Consider the following 15076-nt stretch of genomic DNA (forward strand, 5'->3'; position numbering starts at 1 on the left):
CGTGCCGGCGCTTTCGTATGTCCGCGCGGTGATTCAGCCGACCAGCACGCGGTCCGGGGCCTCCTGCGGGCCGGCGGCAGCGCGGGAGCGGCGCGGCCGCACCGGCCACCAGATGGACCGGCCCAGCAGGGCGGCCAGCGCGGGCACCAGCACGATCGACAGGACGAAGGCGGAGAGCAGGATCCCGAGGGCCGTCGCGAAGCCGATCTGCTGGGTGGACGGAGCGGGGGTGACGGCCAGGCTGCCGAAGGACGCGGCCAGCACCAGGCCCGCCGTGGCGATGGCGGGCGCCGTGTGCCGCACGGCGCGGCCCACCGCCGCCCGCGCCGGACCCGGCCGCTCCATCTCCTCCCGGATCCGGTCGCTCATCAGGATGTTGTAGTCGGTGCCCAGCGCGACCACGAACAGGAACAGCACCAGCGGGAGGGTGAAGTCCACACCGGGCCGGTCCAGTGCGCGCTGGAACACCAGGGTCGAGGCGCCGAGGGTCGCGGCGAAGCCGAGTCCGACCGCGGCCAGCAGGATCACCGGCGCCAGCAGGCTGCGCAGCAGGGCGAGCAGGATCAGCGCGATGAGCACGGCCGCCACCGGGAAGACCACCTTCAGGTCCTTGTCCACGGCGGTCGAGATGTCGGCGAAGAGCGCCGCCGTACCGCCCACGTGCGCCTCGGTACCGGCCGGCGCGTGGGCCCGTACCGCGGCCCTCACCGGGCCGGTGACCAGGTCGCGCGCCTCCTGGCGCTGCGGGTCGGCCGTCAGGAACAGGTCGATGCGGGCCGCCCGCCGGTCCTGGCTCAGCACGGTCTCCGCGACCTGGCCCACGCCGCCGACCCCGGCGAGCGCCTTGGACAGCCCGCCCAGTCGCTCGACGGTGAGCGCGCCGCCGTCGGAAGCCGTGACGAACACGCTGGTCGGGTCCGACACCCCGGCAGGCAGGGCACGGGAGATCTCGGCGGCGGTGACGACCGCGGCCGTGCGCTCCGCGCCCGCGCCGCCCTGCCCGTAGTCCATGCGCATCCCCATGACGCCGGCGGCCAGCGTGCCGAGCAGCGCCACCGAGGCCAGGACCAGCGCCAGCGGCCGGCGGGCCACCCGGTCGCCCAGCCGGGCGGCGGAGCCCGCGCGGGGAGCGTGCTTCAGGGCCCGGGAGGGCCAGAACATCCTGCGCCCGGTGACCGCCAGCAGGGCCGGCATCAGGGTCAGGCTGCCCAGCAGCATCACCAGGACCGACAGGGCGATGGCCGGCCCGAGCACCCGGAACTGGCCGAAGGAGGCGACCCCGAGCGTGGCGAACGCGGCGACGATGGTCAGTGCGGCGGAGGTGATGGCCGTACCCACCCGCCCGGCGACCTCGGAGGCCGCTTCGCGCCCGGACTGCCCGGGGTGTTCGCGCAGCTGCTCCCGGAAGCGGAACAGGAGGAAGAGGAAGTAGTCGATGCCGATGCCCACCAGCACCACGCTGATCAGCCCCGGGGTGGAATCGGCCAGTCCGGTGCCGGTCAGCAGCGCCGCGCCGACCACGACGCCGGCCGCGGCGCCGCCGATGACGGAGACCGCGAGCAGCGGCAGCAGCGCCGCCAGGACGCTGCGGAAGACCAGTACGTGCAGCAGGACGATGACCCCGAGCATGATCGCCCCGACCACCGCCGTCCTGGTCTTCTCGGCGTCCGCCGTGTCCACGCGGTCGGCGATCCCGCCGGTGAAGCCGGTCCGCAGCCCCTCCTCCGCGAACCGGTCCCGTGCGGAATCCCGGAAGGCGCGGTAGGTGTCCTGCACGCCGGGGTCGGCGGGGTTTCCGGTCAGTTCGACGGAGAGCAGGCGGAAGGAGCGGTCGGGCGCCGTCATCGCCGGGCTGACCCGCGGGATCTGCGAGTGGTCCTGGGCGAGGGGCATCGTCTCCTCGGTCCTGGGCATGGTGACCCGCTTCCGGGCCAACTGCGCGGCCTGCGCGTCGATGCGCTCCTCGTCGGCGGCGCCGAGCGGCGCATCGTCCGAGCGGGCCACCAGCAGGGTCAGGACGTTGGCGTCCGGCTTCACGCCGAACCGGTCCTCCGCGATCTTCAGGGCGGCCGCCGAGTCGTAGTGCGCGGGCAGGAACCCGCCGTTGCCGGGCTGGGTGGCGCGGAAGACGAACGCCTGGCCCAGGATGGTGGCTGCGATACCCAGGACCGCCCACAGGGCGATGACCTTCCATGGACTTCGCGTCGAGAATCGGGTCAGGGCGCGGATCACTGGACTCCTCCGGTCTGTACGGTGCCGGCCGGGGTTCCCGGCCTGACTCCAGACCATCAGCGGGGAGCGGGGAAAACGTCGGGGCAGGGGAGGATCCGCACCGCGGGACCAGGGTCCGTACGGGGGCCCGGACCAGGACCGGAGTCCTGGTCCGGGCCCACACCGGGGACTGGTTGCAGGGGATGCCGCCGGTGCCAGAATGGATCACCGGAGAGCGCGGCCGCGCGAGCCCGGCACCTGCCGGGAGGAGCGGCCGACGGGGAGGACCGGCAGCATGGGTGTGGGTATGAGCGTGACGGTGGGAGCGGAACGCGGCGGCGGCGTCGCGCGCGCGGACCGCGCCAGTGACCGCGGCGCCGGCCGGTCGGGCGGCCCGGTGGTGGAGCCGGGCGCGGACCGCGGCGCCGACCGCTCGCCGTGGACGCGCAACGACGCACTCGTCGCGGTCGCGGCCGGCACCATTGACCTCGTCGGCTACTCCCTGGGCATGCAGACCGAGGGCCGGGTCCTGAGCGTGACCGCGGCCCTCTCCCTGGTCGTCTCGGCGATGCCCCTGGTCGCCCGGCGCGCACGGCCGTTGACGGTGCTCGCCGCCGTGCTGGCCCTGGGCGTGCTCGTGAACCTGACCACCCCGCCGACCCCGCACTTCACCCTCACCCTGATAGTGGCCCTCTACACGGTGGCCCGGTTCAGCCGCCCCGCCATTGCCGCGGCAGCGGCCGTCGCGGCGGTGCCGCTGATCGCCGCCGGCCAGGGCGGCTGGCCCCTGCCCTTCGGCTGGTCGGGTCTGCTCGCGAACGCGATCGGCACCCTCGGCGCCGTCGGCGCGGCCGTCGTGGTCAACCATCGGCAGCGGGAGGCCGAGGCGCACCGGACCCTGCTCGCCGACCGGGCCGTGGCCGAGGAACGCCGCCGGATCGCCCGCGAACTGCACGACATCGTCGCCCACCACATCACCACCATGCAGCTGATGGCCGGCGGGGCGCGGGCCAACCTGGCGCACGACCCGGAGGTCGTCCGGGAGGCCCTCGTCACCCTGGAGGACTCCGGGCGGATGGCGCTGCGCGAGATGCGCCAACTCCTCGACGTCCTCCGGGCCGGGGAGGAGCCGGAGCACACCCCGCCGGCCCCGCAGCCCGGGGCCGGCGACCTCGACCGGCTCATCACCGAGTCCCGGCTGGCCGGCACGGAGACCGAGTTCACCGTGGACGGCCCGGTCCGCCCGCTGCCGCCGACCGTGGGCCTCACGCTCTTCCGGATCGTCCAGGAGGCCCTGACCAACACCCGCAAGCACGCGGGGCAGGCGCGGGCCCGCGTCCGGCTCACCTACCGGCGGGACGAGGTGGCCGTGGAGGTGCGCGACGACGGGGCGGGAGCGCAGGCGCCGGGCTCCCGGTCCGGGGCGCGCGCCGGGTACGGTCTGATCGGTATGCACGAGCGTGTCGCCCTGCAGGGCGGAACCCTGGAGGCCGCCGCACTCGACGGCGGGGGCTTCCGGGTGGCGGCCCGCCTTCCGGTCCCACCCGCGGGCCCCGGGGAGGGCGAGAGAGAGGAACAGCACCGATGATCCGCGTGCTCATAGCCGACGACCAGCCGCTGGTGCGGCGCGGCCTGGCCCTGATCCTGGGCCCCGACCCGGAGTTCGAGGTCGTGGGCGAGGCCGAGGACGGAGCCCGGGCCGTCGCCCTCGCCCACGAGCTGCTGCCCGACGTGGTCGTCATGGACATCCGGATGCCGGTCCTCGACGGGGTCCAGGCCACCGAGGAACTCGCGCGGACGCTCCCCTCGACGCGGGTCCTCGCCCTCAGCACCTTCGACATGGACGAGTACGTGGTCGCCGCCCTGCGCGCCGGCGCGTACGGCTTCCTGCCCAAGGACATCTCCCCGGAGGAGCTGATCGCCGCGGTCCGCATCGTCCACACCGGCGAGGCCGCCGTCGCCCCGCGGCTGCTGACCCGGCTCATCTCCGCCTACGTACGGACCCCCGTGCGGCCGCGGTCGTGGGCCGGCGAGACCCCGGCCGAACTCACCCCGCGCGAGCTGGAGATCTGGCGCCTGCTGGCCGGCGGCCGGGGCAACGCCGAGATCGCCCTGGACCTGGACATCAGTGTCTCCACGGTCAAGAACCACATCACCGGCATCTTCGGCAAGCTGGGCGTCCGTGACCGTGCGCAGGCGGTGATCGCGGCCTACGAATCGGGCCTGGTGGAGGCCGGCTGTGCGAGCGGTTGATCACCAAGTGCCCGCAAGAGCACCGGAATTTTCCTGGTGACCACACCTCTGACCAGCCAAAACACTGGATGATTCGCCCGTGCGGAGAAGGGCACGTCCATGGCACAGTGCGATCAGCCAGACCGCACGCACGACCAGGGAGCCTCCATGCGCGATCCGCACGCCACGCCGCTCGCGGCCGCCCCCGACCACGTGCCCGAGGCGGAGCCCGGCCCGCTGCCCCGCTGTCCGGTGTGCGACGGCCCACCGGAGCGCATCTCCTGGCGCCAACGCCCCGGCCGGCCGGTGATGCTGGTCTTCGACCCCTGCGGCCACCACTGGTCGACGCCGGCCCCACCGGTCCTGGCGGTCACCCCGCCGCCGGCCCCGGGCCGCGCCCTCTGAGGACGCGTACGGGCGGCACTACGCCGGCGTCCCGCCCTCGTCCACGTGACGGGCGCCGAGCCAGGCCGTCTCGAACTCGCTCCGGCCGATCTCCATACCGGCCAGATCGGGATCGAACAGGTCCACGACGGGCGGGTTGAACGGCCAGTCGTCCGGACCGCTCCTGAGTCCGGAGCCGTCCGGGGCCAACTCGACCTGGCGCAGCCTGCGCCCGTCGGACCCGACCTCCATCAGATAGAGCGTCGGGTCCTCGTCACCCTCGGCTTCCTCGCCGTTCCAGGGGCGCCGCAGCCACACGACCTCCCGGCCGGCGAGCGCCCCGAACCCCGCACGGCCTCGCTGGGCGTCCCGTTTGGCCCGGAACTCGTCCATGGCGTCGGACATCCCCGTCCCGTCGGCCGCGACCTCGTCCAGGTCCCAGCTCCCGGCCCGCTCGATGGTTTCCGCATCGTCGACGACCTCGACGTCCGCGAACGTCTCGAGCACCTGGCGGGCCGACACCGCGTGGACCCACCACCACAGGCCGCCCATGCCGTAGTCGTGCAGAACGAGAAAGCGCGACGTGGGCGCCACATGATCAGTCACGTGCGCCGACGATAGCCGAGCGTGCGGTGTGGCCGTCCGGGCGGGTGTGCGGGTCAGCGGAGCGGGTCCGCCGCCAGCCGCGCGTGCAGTTCCACGTCGTGGCGGACGCCGTCGTAGGACAGCTTCTGGCGCTGCAGCCCCTCCACGCCGAAGCCCGCGGCGCGGGCGACGCGACAGGAGGCGGGGTTGTTCACCCGGTGCCCCAGTTCCAGCCGGAAGAGCTCCGCGTCGTCGAAGGCCCACTGCGCGAGGGTGCGGCAGGCCGCGGAGGCCACGCCCCGGCCGCGGGCCGCGGCGGTCGTCCAGTAGGACACCCACCCGGTGGCGTGCTGCCGGTTCACCGCACCGACCGAGACGTTGCCGAGTACGGTCCCGTCACCGTCGACCACGGCGAAGGCGAAGGCGGAGCCCTCCGCCCATTGGCCGCCACGGTCCGCGATCCACAGCCCGGCGGCGCGAACCGAATCCACCGGCTCACTGCTCTGACCGCGCATGAGGGGGTCCGCGAACGCGGCTCTCACCGCTGCGGCGTCTTCCGGTGCCCAGCGCCGCAGCACCAGACCTGACGAGGTTTCCACATGATCACGCACGTGACCAGTATTACTGCCGGGGCCCAGGGGATCGCCGCGCTGTGCTTCGACTCCGGCCGGTGCGCGGGGGCGCCGCCACTGCGGCCCGTTGGTGTCCGCGGCCCGCTACTGACCCAGACCGTCGGCCAGTTCACGGCTCGCCTCCCACAACCGCCCCGCGACGGAGGTGTCGGCGAGGTGGTTCCACATCGGTTCGCGTCGGGGCTCGCCGCGCAGGCCGAAACCTTCCGGGACTGCAGGTCGGCTCGTGACCGTCCCCGGTCTCCCTGCGCGGCGGGTCGTCGCGCGCAACGCCGGCGTTGTGGACCACCGCGTCGAGGCGTTCGACACATGGCCGATGGATCGGCGACGGCCCCGGCGGACGACCGACATCCCGCGGACACGGTGTTGGCCCCCGCGCCGCCGGTACCCCGTACAGCCCCGCCCGCACCTGCCCGGAGCGGCGGCGCTCACCGCAGGTCAGTCCCGGTACACGAGGATGAACTCGCCGTAGGGGTGCGTGCCGTGGCGGTTCGCCGTCTCGTCGAGGGCCGTGCGCAGGGTGCGCAGATGGTCCGGGGTGAGCTGGAGCGGTGGCTCGTCCGGCTGGTGGGTGGTGCCGCGGGGGTAGTCCTGGCCCGCTGTGGTCGTCATTTCGATGTGGCAGCCGAGGACATGGCGGACCGGGTGGGCGGTGCAGAAGTCCAGCAGCCGGTCGACGGTGGCCGAGTAGGCCGACCGGTCCTCGATGTAGAGCCGCCCCGGATAGAGGGAGTCGCCGGTCAGCAGGAGGCCGGTGTGGCGGTCGTGGAAGACCAGGGCGGCCCGCTGGTGGCCGGGGCCGGGGATCAGGTCGAGGATCCGGCCGCCCAGATCGAGCGCGCCGGTGCGGTGCGGCCAGTCGGTGAGGCCGAACGCGGCCGTGACCTCCTCCAGTCCGGGTCCCACGACCGTCGTGCGGGGCCGGTCCGCGAACTGCGGGTCCGCTGCGACGTGGTCGCCGTGACCGTGGGTGTGGGCGACCAGCAGCGAGTACGCGGGCCTCGGATGGCGTTCGAGCCATTGCGTGACGAGCCGGTCGACCGTTTCCCGCAGGGGGAAGTGGGCCGGGTCGGCGGACGCGCCCGTGTCGAGGAGCAGCGCCCGGTCATTGCCGAAGAGGAGGAAGAGGAACGGGGCTTCGTAGTGCACGGACTTGTTCTGGCGCAGGATCACCGTGTGTTCGGAGTAGGCATGGACCTGGATCTCCGGGGCCGGGTCGTGCTTCGGGGAGGGCCAGCCCGCGTGCCAGACGACGTCGAGACTGCCTGCGACCGGGGCGCCCCGGAGAAAGTCGATCACGCCTCCAACCTACCCTCGCCGCCCGACGCCGGGGAGCGGGCCGTCGGCGGACCCGCGCGGATCCCGCGCCCGGTCGCGCGGGCTGCCGAAACGCGGTTTGGTGGTGGCAGAGGCGTGTGTACCGATGCGGCGGCATCGGCCGCCGGACCGAGCCCTCGCCGCGTCCGAGGAGGGCCCACCATGTCCGCACCAGGCCCCACAGCCCGCCGCCGGCGCCGCGCGGCAGTCCTCACCGCGGCGCTGGCCTGCTCGGCGCTGCTCACCGGGCCCGCACCGGCCGCCGCGTACGGCGCGCCCGCGGCGCCCACACCCCCCTCGCCATCACCCTCGGTGGCCGTGCCGACACTGGACTGGAGTCCGTGCAAGCCCGGCAGCCCGTGGGACTGTGCGACGGCGAAGGTGCCGCTCGACCACGCCGCCCCCGCGGGCCGCACCATCGACCTGGCGGTCGTCCGCCGGCAGGCCACCGATCCGGGCCGGCGCATCGGCACCCTGTTCGTGAACCCCGGCGGGCCCGGCGGCCCCGGGACCGTGCAGGTGCCGCAGAACTACGACGCCTTCCCCAAGGAACTGCGGGAACGGTTCGACATCGTCAGCTGGGACCCGCGCGGGATCGGCAACAGCACCGCCGTGAACTGCTTCGACACCACCGAGCAGGCCCAGGCCTGGGCGGCCCGACCGCCCGGCGGCTTCCCGGTGGGCGCGCAGGAGCGGAAGGCGTGGATCGACGCGTACGAGGACCTCGGCCGGCTCTGCGAGAAGCGCGACCCGGACCTGCTGCGCCACGTATCGACCGCCGACACCGCCCGGGACCTCGACCTGCTCCGCCGGTCGGTGGGCGAACCGCAGCTGAACTACATCGGCGTCTCCTACGGGACCGTCCTGGGCGCCACCTACGCCAACCTCTTCCCCGGCAACGTCCGCGCCATGGTCCTCGACAGCAACATCGCCCCTCAGGCCTGGACCGACGGCAACCGACAGGGCGAGCCCCGCACCACCACCTTCCTGCGCATGGGCTCGGACCTCACCGCCGCCGCCACCCTGGACCGGTTCCTCACCCTCTGCGGATCGGCGCCCACGACCCGCTGCGCCTTCTCGGCCGGCAGCCCCGAGGCCACCCGCGAGAAGTTCGACAAGCTGATGCAGCAACTGCGGGAGCGTCCGGTCGGACCGTGGACGTACGCGAAGACGGTCGCCGACACGGTGAACAGCCTCTACATCGTCGACCCCGGCTGGACGGCTCTCGCGGGCCGTCTCCAGGAGCTGTCACAGGGGCGGGAGCCCAAGCCCCCGGTGTACCCGCCGCCGCCCCCGGTGGACCGGCCGAACCCGTACATGGGCGACGAGCAGGCGGCGGCCGTCTGGTGCGGTGACAGCCCGAACCCGCGCGACCCCGCCGCGTACCACGCCCTGGAGGAGGACAGCGCCCGGCGGGCCGGCGACCCGGGACGCTTCTGGACGTGGGCGGCGGAGGGCTGCGCCACCTGGCCGGCCCAGGCCGCCGCCGGGTACGACGGCCCGTGGAACACGCCCACCGCCCATCCCGTCCTGGTGATCGGAACCCGGTACGACCCTTCCACGCCGTACACCGGCGCCCAGGCCATGGCCCGTGAGCTGGCGAACGCCCGTCTGCTCACCAACGACGGGTACGGGCACACCGCGCTGTTCAACAACGGCAGCAGCTGCATCAGCGCGTACGAGAGCCGCTACTTCGTCGACGGGACGCTTCCGCCACCCGGCACGGTCTGCCAACCGGACCGGGTTCCCTTCTCCTGACGGGCCGACGGGGCAGTGCCTCGCTCGATGTTGCCCTGATGTTCACAGTCATGATGCTCGAAGATGCGTGATCTCGGCTTCCTTCGAGCATCATCTTTCATGATGGCCCAGTGGAGCGCTATCTTGTCGGGTGCATGCCAAAGAGCTGTGTCCGCACCGCGGACCGCACGAGGAGCTGCCCATGAGACTGCCGAGCATCCGCAGGAGCCAGCGCCGACACGACCGGAACGACGGGCAACACCGGTTAGGGGCCCGGGCGCGCCCGGCCCGGCGGCGGAGCCGCCGCACCCCGGGCGCCGCCCTGCTCGCCGCCGCCCTCACCGTCGCGGGCCTGTCCGCCGCAGGCCCCCTCGCCCCGCCCGCCACCGCGGCCCCCGCCGGTGCCACGGCCACCGCGGGCGACGTCACCGGCTTCACCCGGTCCGGGAACACCTTCACCGTCACGGCCTCCGGCGGAGCCAAGGCCCGCGTGGTCGTCGCCCGCGCCGACATCTTCCGCCTCTGGCTCTCGCCCGACGGCACCTTCACCAACGACCCGGCCGGCTCCGACCTCGCCACCACCACCGACTTCGGCTCCGTGGCCACGTCCTGGTCCGACGCCGGCGAGTACTACCGGATCACCACCGGAGCCCTCTCCATCCGGGTCAACAAGGCACCCCTCCGGTTCTCCGTCTACCGCGCCGACAACACCACCCCCGTCTGGCAGGAGACCCAGCCCACCAGCTGGACGGGCGGCCGGACCACCCAGTACCTGGCCCGCGGCGCGGACGAGCAGTTCTACGGCACCGGCCTGCGCCTGGGCGAATGGGCCCTGCGCGGCAAGACCGTCCCGATCGCCGTCGACAACAAGTGGCGCGAGAACGACAACGCCAGCCCCGCCCCCTTCTACATGTCCACCAACGGCTACGGCGTCATGCGCAACACCTGGGCCCCGGGCTCCTACGGGTTCCACGCCCCCACCACCCTCACCCACGACGAGAAGCGCTTCGACGCCTGGTACTTCACCGGCGACTCGCTCAAATCGGTGCTCGACGCGTACACCGACGTCAGCGGGAAGCCGTTCATGGCGCCGATGTGGGGCTTCGAACTCGGCAACGCCGACTGCTTCAACGCCTCCAACCCCGACTACCAGGGCGATCACAACCGGCCGCGCCACCAGACCACCCCCGACGTCGTCGGCTATGCGGCCGACGCCCGCGCCGCCGACATGCCCTCGGGCTGGTTCCTGCCCAACGACGGCTACGGCTGCGGCTACACCGCGCCCCTCAAGTCCACGGTGGACGCCCTGAAGGCCAAGGGCTTCCAGACCGGCCTGTGGACCTCCACCGGCCTCGGCTCCATCGCCGACGAGGTGGGCACGGCCGGCAGCCGCGGGGTGAAGACGGACGTGGCGTGGATCGGCAGCGGCTACAAGTACGCCTTCGACGGCGTCCAGCAGGCCGTGGACGGGATCGAGAAGAACTCCGACGCCCGCCGCTACGTCTGGACCGTCGACGGCTGGGCCGGCACCCAGCGCAACGCCGTCGTCTGGACCGGCGACACCCACGGCACGTGGGACGACATGCGCTGGCACGTCCCCGCGATCACCGGAGCGGGCCTCTCCGGCCTCAACTACGCAGCCGGCGACGTCGACGGCATCTTCGGGGGCAGCCCCAAGACGTACACCCGCGACCTCCAGTGGAAGGCCTTCACCCCGGCCTTCATGACCATGTCCGGCTGGGGCGCGACCAACCCGTCCGCCGGCTACCAGGACAAGCAGCCCTGGCGCTTCGCCGAGCCCTACCTCTCCATCAACCGCAAGTACCTGCAGCTCAAGATGCGGCTGATGCCGTACCTCTACACGATGAGCCGCGTCGCCCACGAGAGCGGCGTCCCCAGTACCCGCGCCATGGTCCTGGAGTATCCCGACGATCCGGTGGCCCGCGGCAACGCCACCAGCGGCCAGTTCATGGCCGGCGATTCCCTCCTCGTCGCGCCCGTCGTCGCCGACACCTCGGTCCGGGACGGCATCTATCTCCCCGCCGGGACCTGGACGGACTACTGGACGGGGAAGACGTACGCGGGCCCGGGCCGCCTCGACGGCTACCAGGCACCGCTCGACACGCTCCCGCTCTTCGTCAAGGGTGGCGCCGTCGTGCCGATGTGGCCGCAGATGAACCACACCGGGGAGAAGCCCGTCTCCACCCTCACCTACGACATCCACCCGCGCGGCCGCTCCTCCTTCAGCCTCTACGAGGACGACGGCCGAACCCGCGCCCACCTGTCCGGCGCCTACGCCCGGCAGCAGGTCGACGTCGGCGCCCCGGCGGCCGGCTCCGGCACGGTCACCGTCAACGTCGGCGCTCCCACCGGCAGTTACACGGGCAAGCCGGCCTCCCGGGGCTACGAGTTCACCCTCCACGTGGCCTCCGCGCCCACGGCCCTCACCGTGGACGGAACCGCCGTGGCGCGCCTGACCTCCAAGGCCGCCTACGAATCCGCCGCGACCGGCTGGTTCTTCGACCCGGCGGACCGCTCCGGCGTGCTCTGGATCAAGACGGGCTCCAAGGCGGGCGCCTTCAGCGTCTCGGCCACCGGCACCAGCCTCCCCGCGGCCGAGCCCCTGCCCTCCTCCGCCCCCGTCGACCGGTCGGCCTGGACCCTGGCCCACGCCGACAGCCAGGAGACCGCCGCGGAGAACGGCGCCGCCGCGGGCGCCTTCGACGGGAACCCGGCCACGCTGTGGCACACCGCCTGGTCCGGCCCGAAGCCCGCCGCGCTGCCGCACGAGATCCAGATCGACCTCGGGGCCCGCTACGCGCTGGACGGCCTCGGCTACCTGCCCCGCCAGGACGGCGGCGTCAACGGCCGGATCGGCGGCTACGAGGTCTACGTCTCCGACACCACCGCCGACTGGGGGCCACCGGTCGCGAGCGGCACCTTTCCCGACACGGCGGCCGCCAAGACCGCAGCGCTCTCCCCGAAGACCGGCCGCTACCTCCGCCTCAAGGCCCTCACCGAGGCCGGCGGGCGCGGCCCCTGGACCAGCGCCGCAGAGATCAGCCTCACCGGCCGCCCGGCCCCGCGCCGGACCTTCACCCCCTGATGCCGTCAGCCGCCGAGCACGGCCCGGCACTCCCGCCGGGCCGGCTCGCTCAGCAGCCCCCGGAACCGCCCGAAGAGCGAAAGGAGTTCGGCTCCCCACGCCTCCCGGAAGGCGGGATCGACACGCGCCAGGTCGAGCTCGTTGGCCGCCGACAGCTCGGCGAGGTCCCGCCGCAGCCGCACGGCGGGGGAGTGGACGCGGCCGGTGAACCGGTCCCGGAAGGCGGCCTCCTCGCAGGCGAGCGTCGGATACGAAGCCGGCCGGTCGCAGGCGGCGTAGAGGTAGACGATCCCCTCCGCCTCCTCGCCGATCACCCTGGCCAGCTCGGCCCGCCGGGCGAGCGGCAGCAGGGCGGTGGGGAATCCGTCCGTACCGTAGAAGGCGTGGCACAGGCCCGCCTGTTGCAGGGCGGGCCGAGCACCCCAGGACGCGAGCAGTGCCCGTACGCGCTCCAGGTGTGCGAGCAGGGTCCCGCCGGGGTGGGCGAGATCCTGCGCACCGAGCTCCCGCAACCACACGACGGCGTCACGGTCCGGCATCGGTACCCCCTGGGGTCGTGGTGGTGGGTCGGCACCCGTCCACACCTTTCGCCGGGGGTCCGGACCCCGTGGCGAAGGCGGTGACGGGTTGCCGCCCGGGCCCTGCATCGATCTTGATCCAGCCGAAACCCCAAGTCAATCCTCCGATTTACTCCCCATATCCAAGCGATACCTTGGGTCCCATGACCCTCGACGATCTCCGTGTGTTCGTGGCTGTCTGCCGTGCCGGCAGCCTCAGCGCCGTCGCCCGCGACCTCGGCTGCTCCCAGTCGGCCGTCAGCCAGCACGTCCGCCGCCTGGAGAAGCGGACCGGCGCGAGCCTCCTGGAGCGCCACGCCCGCGGTGTCGTCCCCACCGAGGCGGGCCGCATCCTCCAGGCCGCCGCGGCGGACGGCATCGCCGGTCTCGACGGGGCCCTGCGCCGGGTGGACGACCTCGTACGGGGCGGCGGCGGCTCGGTGCGCGTCACCACCGGCGCGACGACCGTGCGGCACTTCATGTCCGAGGCCGTCGTCACCTTCCGCCGCCTCCACCCCGGGGTGAGCCTGGAGTTCCAGACCGAGAACTCCAGCCGCAGCTGCTTCGACGCACTCGCCGCCGACGACCTCGACCTCGCCTGGATCACCATCGGCCGACCGGTCCGCGGCATCGAACAGCGCCCGGTCATGGAACTGCCCTGGGTGCTCGCGGTCGGCGCCGACGACCCCCTCGCCGGCCGCCCGCGCCTCGACCCTGCCGACCTCGCCGGCATCCGCCACATCCGGCTCCCGGAGAACTCCGCCTCCCGCGCCCACCTCGACGCCGCCTTCGCCGCGTCGGGCATCCACGTACGCTCCGACACCAGCGTGGCCGACTGGGACACCGCCCTGCTGCTCGCCGAACTAGGCCTGGGGCACGCCGTCGTGCCCGCGCTGCCCGGCTGGCAGGTCCCCGGCTCCGGCGGCCCGCTGCGCCTCGTGCCCATCCCCGCCCTGCCGCCCCTCGCCGTCGGCTGGGCGGTCCGCCGCTGGGCCGCCCTGGCCCCGCCGGCCCTCGTCTTCGCCGACGAGGTCGCCCGCAGCTGCCGGGCGCGTGCCGCCGGGCAGCAGTGACGCCGCGACCAGTCCCACGGCCGCCAGCGCGGCCAGCGCCGGCAGCGACGGGCCCCGCACCCCGGCACTCGCGGCCACCGCGATCCCGAGGGCCGGGCCGATGTTCATGGCCGTCTGCTTGAGCCCGCCGACGACCCCGGCGTAGCCGGCCGGGGCCTCGCCGACCACGGCCCCGGTCGCGGTGACCATGACGGTGGTGAACCCGGCGCCGAGCACCGCGAAGGCCACCCCCGAAGCGGAGCCCAGCCCCGCGATCCCTGCGACGACCAGCCCCGTACCGGTGAGCGCGGTCCGGCGCGGCCCGAACCGGCGCAGCGCCGCGCCCGCCACCGGCGCCCCCGCGACCATCAGCGCGGTCAGCGGCAGGACCCGCAGTCCGGTGTCGAGCGGGTCCAGCCCCTGGACGTCCTGGAGCCGGAAGGTGGCCGTGAACAGGGCCCCGAACATCCCCGCGGAAACCAGCAACAGCAGCGCCATCGAGGCCGTCACCGCCCTGGTCCGGGCCACGGCGGGCGGCACGAGCGGCAGTTCGCAGCGCCGCTCGCGCCGCACGAACAGGGCCGCGAGTACGCTGGCCGCCCCGAACCCGAGCAGGGTCGGCGTACCGGTCCACCCGTACGCCGGGACGCCGACCAGCGCGTGCACGAACACGGCGAGAGCCGTCGCCAGCAGGGCCGCACCCGCCATCTCCAGCCGTCCGGCCTCCGTACGCGGCGGCGCGGGCACCCGTACGGCGAGCGTCAGCGCGGCGATCAGCACGGCCACGGGCACATTGATCACGAACACGGCCCGCCAGTCCCACTGCGCGACCAGCAGGCCCCCCAGCAGCGGACCGGCCGCCGCGGCCACCCCGATCGCGCTGGTCCGCACGGCGACCGGAGTGGCGAGCCGGTCGGGCGGATAGGCCAGCCGCAGCAGCGCCAGCGTCGCGGGCTGGAGCAGCGCACCGAACACGCCCTGCACGGCACGTAATCCGATCACCCAGCCCACGCCGGGCGCGAGGACGATGCCCGCCGAGGCCGCGGCGAATCCGAGTACGCCGACGAAGAGCAGCCGGGCGTGCCCGTACCGGTCGCCGAGCCGCCCGGCGACCACCAGGAACGCGGCCACCGCGAGCAGATAGGCGGTGCTGGTCCACTGGACCTGCGTCACGCTCGCCCCGAGGTCGCGCCCCAGGCTCGGCTGCGCCACCGTCAGCACGGTGCCGTCGAGGGCGACGATCATCGCGCCGGCCACGCTGAC

Annotated in this window: 11 protein-coding genes and 1 pseudogene; 6 read left to right on the top strand and 6 right to left on the bottom strand. The window is 73.8% G+C overall.

Going from position 1 to position 15076, the window contains the following annotated elements; genetic code table 11:
* Positions 1 to 33 precede the first annotated feature (33 nt).
* Positions 34 to 2232: an MMPL family transporter gene (locus ACIPYQ_RS12010; RefSeq protein WP_401249195.1), complete on the bottom strand. Its 2199-nt coding sequence runs from the start codon at positions 2230 to 2232 to the stop codon at positions 34 to 36.
* Between the two features lie 274 nt (positions 2233 to 2506).
* Between ACIPYQ_RS12010 and ACIPYQ_RS12015 the strand changes: the two genes are divergently transcribed.
* From ACIPYQ_RS12015 to ACIPYQ_RS12025, 3 genes are all read left to right on the top strand, one after another.
* The gene (locus tag ACIPYQ_RS12015; RefSeq protein ID WP_401249198.1) at positions 2507 to 3799 is read left to right on the top strand and encodes a sensor histidine kinase; all 1293 of its coding nucleotides are present in this window, start codon (positions 2507 to 2509) and stop codon (positions 3797 to 3799) included.
* Positions 3796 to 4464 carry a response regulator transcription factor gene (locus ACIPYQ_RS12020; protein ID WP_361770021.1) on the top strand — a complete coding sequence of 223 codons (669 nt, stop codon included), beginning with the start codon at positions 3796 to 3798 and terminating at the stop codon, positions 4462 to 4464. Before ACIPYQ_RS12015 ends, ACIPYQ_RS12020 begins: the two co-directional genes overlap by 4 nt.
* Positions 4465 to 4611: 147 nt before the next feature.
* Positions 4612 to 4848, top strand: coding sequence for a hypothetical protein (locus ACIPYQ_RS12025; RefSeq protein ID WP_401249202.1), 237 nt, complete (start codon positions 4612 to 4614; stop codon positions 4846 to 4848).
* Between the two features lie 18 nt (positions 4849 to 4866).
* Here ACIPYQ_RS12025 and ACIPYQ_RS12030 read toward each other — a convergent pair whose 3' ends face one another.
* The 3 genes from ACIPYQ_RS12030 to ACIPYQ_RS12040 form a co-directional block, all read right to left on the bottom strand.
* The gene (locus ACIPYQ_RS12030; RefSeq protein ID WP_401249204.1) at positions 4867 to 5433 is read right to left on the bottom strand and encodes a hypothetical protein; all 567 of its coding nucleotides are present in this window, start codon (positions 5431 to 5433) and stop codon (positions 4867 to 4869) included.
* Positions 5434 to 5486: 53 nt separating this feature from the next.
* On the bottom strand, positions 5487 to 6023 hold the full coding sequence (locus tag ACIPYQ_RS12035) for a GNAT family N-acetyltransferase (protein ID WP_401249206.1): 537 nt from the start codon (positions 6021 to 6023) through the stop codon (positions 5487 to 5489).
* 459 nt (positions 6024 to 6482) lie between these two features.
* Positions 6483 to 7343: an MBL fold metallo-hydrolase gene (locus ACIPYQ_RS12040; protein WP_401249209.1), complete on the bottom strand. Its 861-nt coding sequence runs from the start codon at positions 7341 to 7343 to the stop codon at positions 6483 to 6485.
* 180 nt (positions 7344 to 7523) lie between these two features.
* Here ACIPYQ_RS12040 and ACIPYQ_RS12045 point away from each other — a divergent pair, with 180 nt between their 5' ends.
* Positions 7524 to 9119 (top strand): alpha/beta hydrolase, encoded by a 1596-nt coding sequence (locus ACIPYQ_RS12045; RefSeq protein WP_401249212.1) that lies wholly within the window; start codon positions 7524 to 7526, stop codon positions 9117 to 9119.
* Positions 9120 to 9300: 181 nt separating this feature from the next.
* Positions 9301 to 12204 carry a TIM-barrel domain-containing protein gene (locus tag ACIPYQ_RS12050; RefSeq protein ID WP_401249215.1) on the top strand — a complete coding sequence of 968 codons (2904 nt, stop codon included), beginning with the start codon at positions 9301 to 9303 and terminating at the stop codon, positions 12202 to 12204.
* A 5-nt stretch (positions 12205 to 12209) separates the two neighbouring features.
* Here ACIPYQ_RS12050 and ACIPYQ_RS12055 read toward each other — a convergent pair whose 3' ends face one another.
* Positions 12210 to 12743, bottom strand: a complete 534-nt coding sequence (locus tag ACIPYQ_RS12055; RefSeq protein WP_401249218.1) for a DUF6817 domain-containing protein — start codon at positions 12741 to 12743, stop codon at positions 12210 to 12212.
* A 182-nt stretch (positions 12744 to 12925) separates the two neighbouring features.
* Here ACIPYQ_RS12055 and ACIPYQ_RS12060 point away from each other — a divergent pair, with 182 nt between their 5' ends.
* The gene (locus tag ACIPYQ_RS12060; RefSeq protein ID WP_401249221.1) at positions 12926 to 13834 is read left to right on the top strand and encodes a LysR substrate-binding domain-containing protein; all 909 of its coding nucleotides are present in this window, start codon (positions 12926 to 12928) and stop codon (positions 13832 to 13834) included.
* Here ACIPYQ_RS12060 and ACIPYQ_RS12065 read toward each other — a convergent pair.
* Positions 13817 to 15058 (bottom strand): annotated as a pseudogene (locus tag ACIPYQ_RS12065) (MFS transporter); the annotation flags it as partial. The gene ACIPYQ_RS12060 and the pseudogene ACIPYQ_RS12065 sit on opposite strands and share 18 nt — an antisense overlap.
* Between the last annotated feature and the right edge of the window lie 18 nt (positions 15059 to 15076).

This window comes from Streptomyces sp. NPDC090045 (assembly GCF_044747975.1).
Classification (GTDB): Bacteria; Actinomycetota; Actinomycetes; order Streptomycetales; family Streptomycetaceae; genus Streptomyces.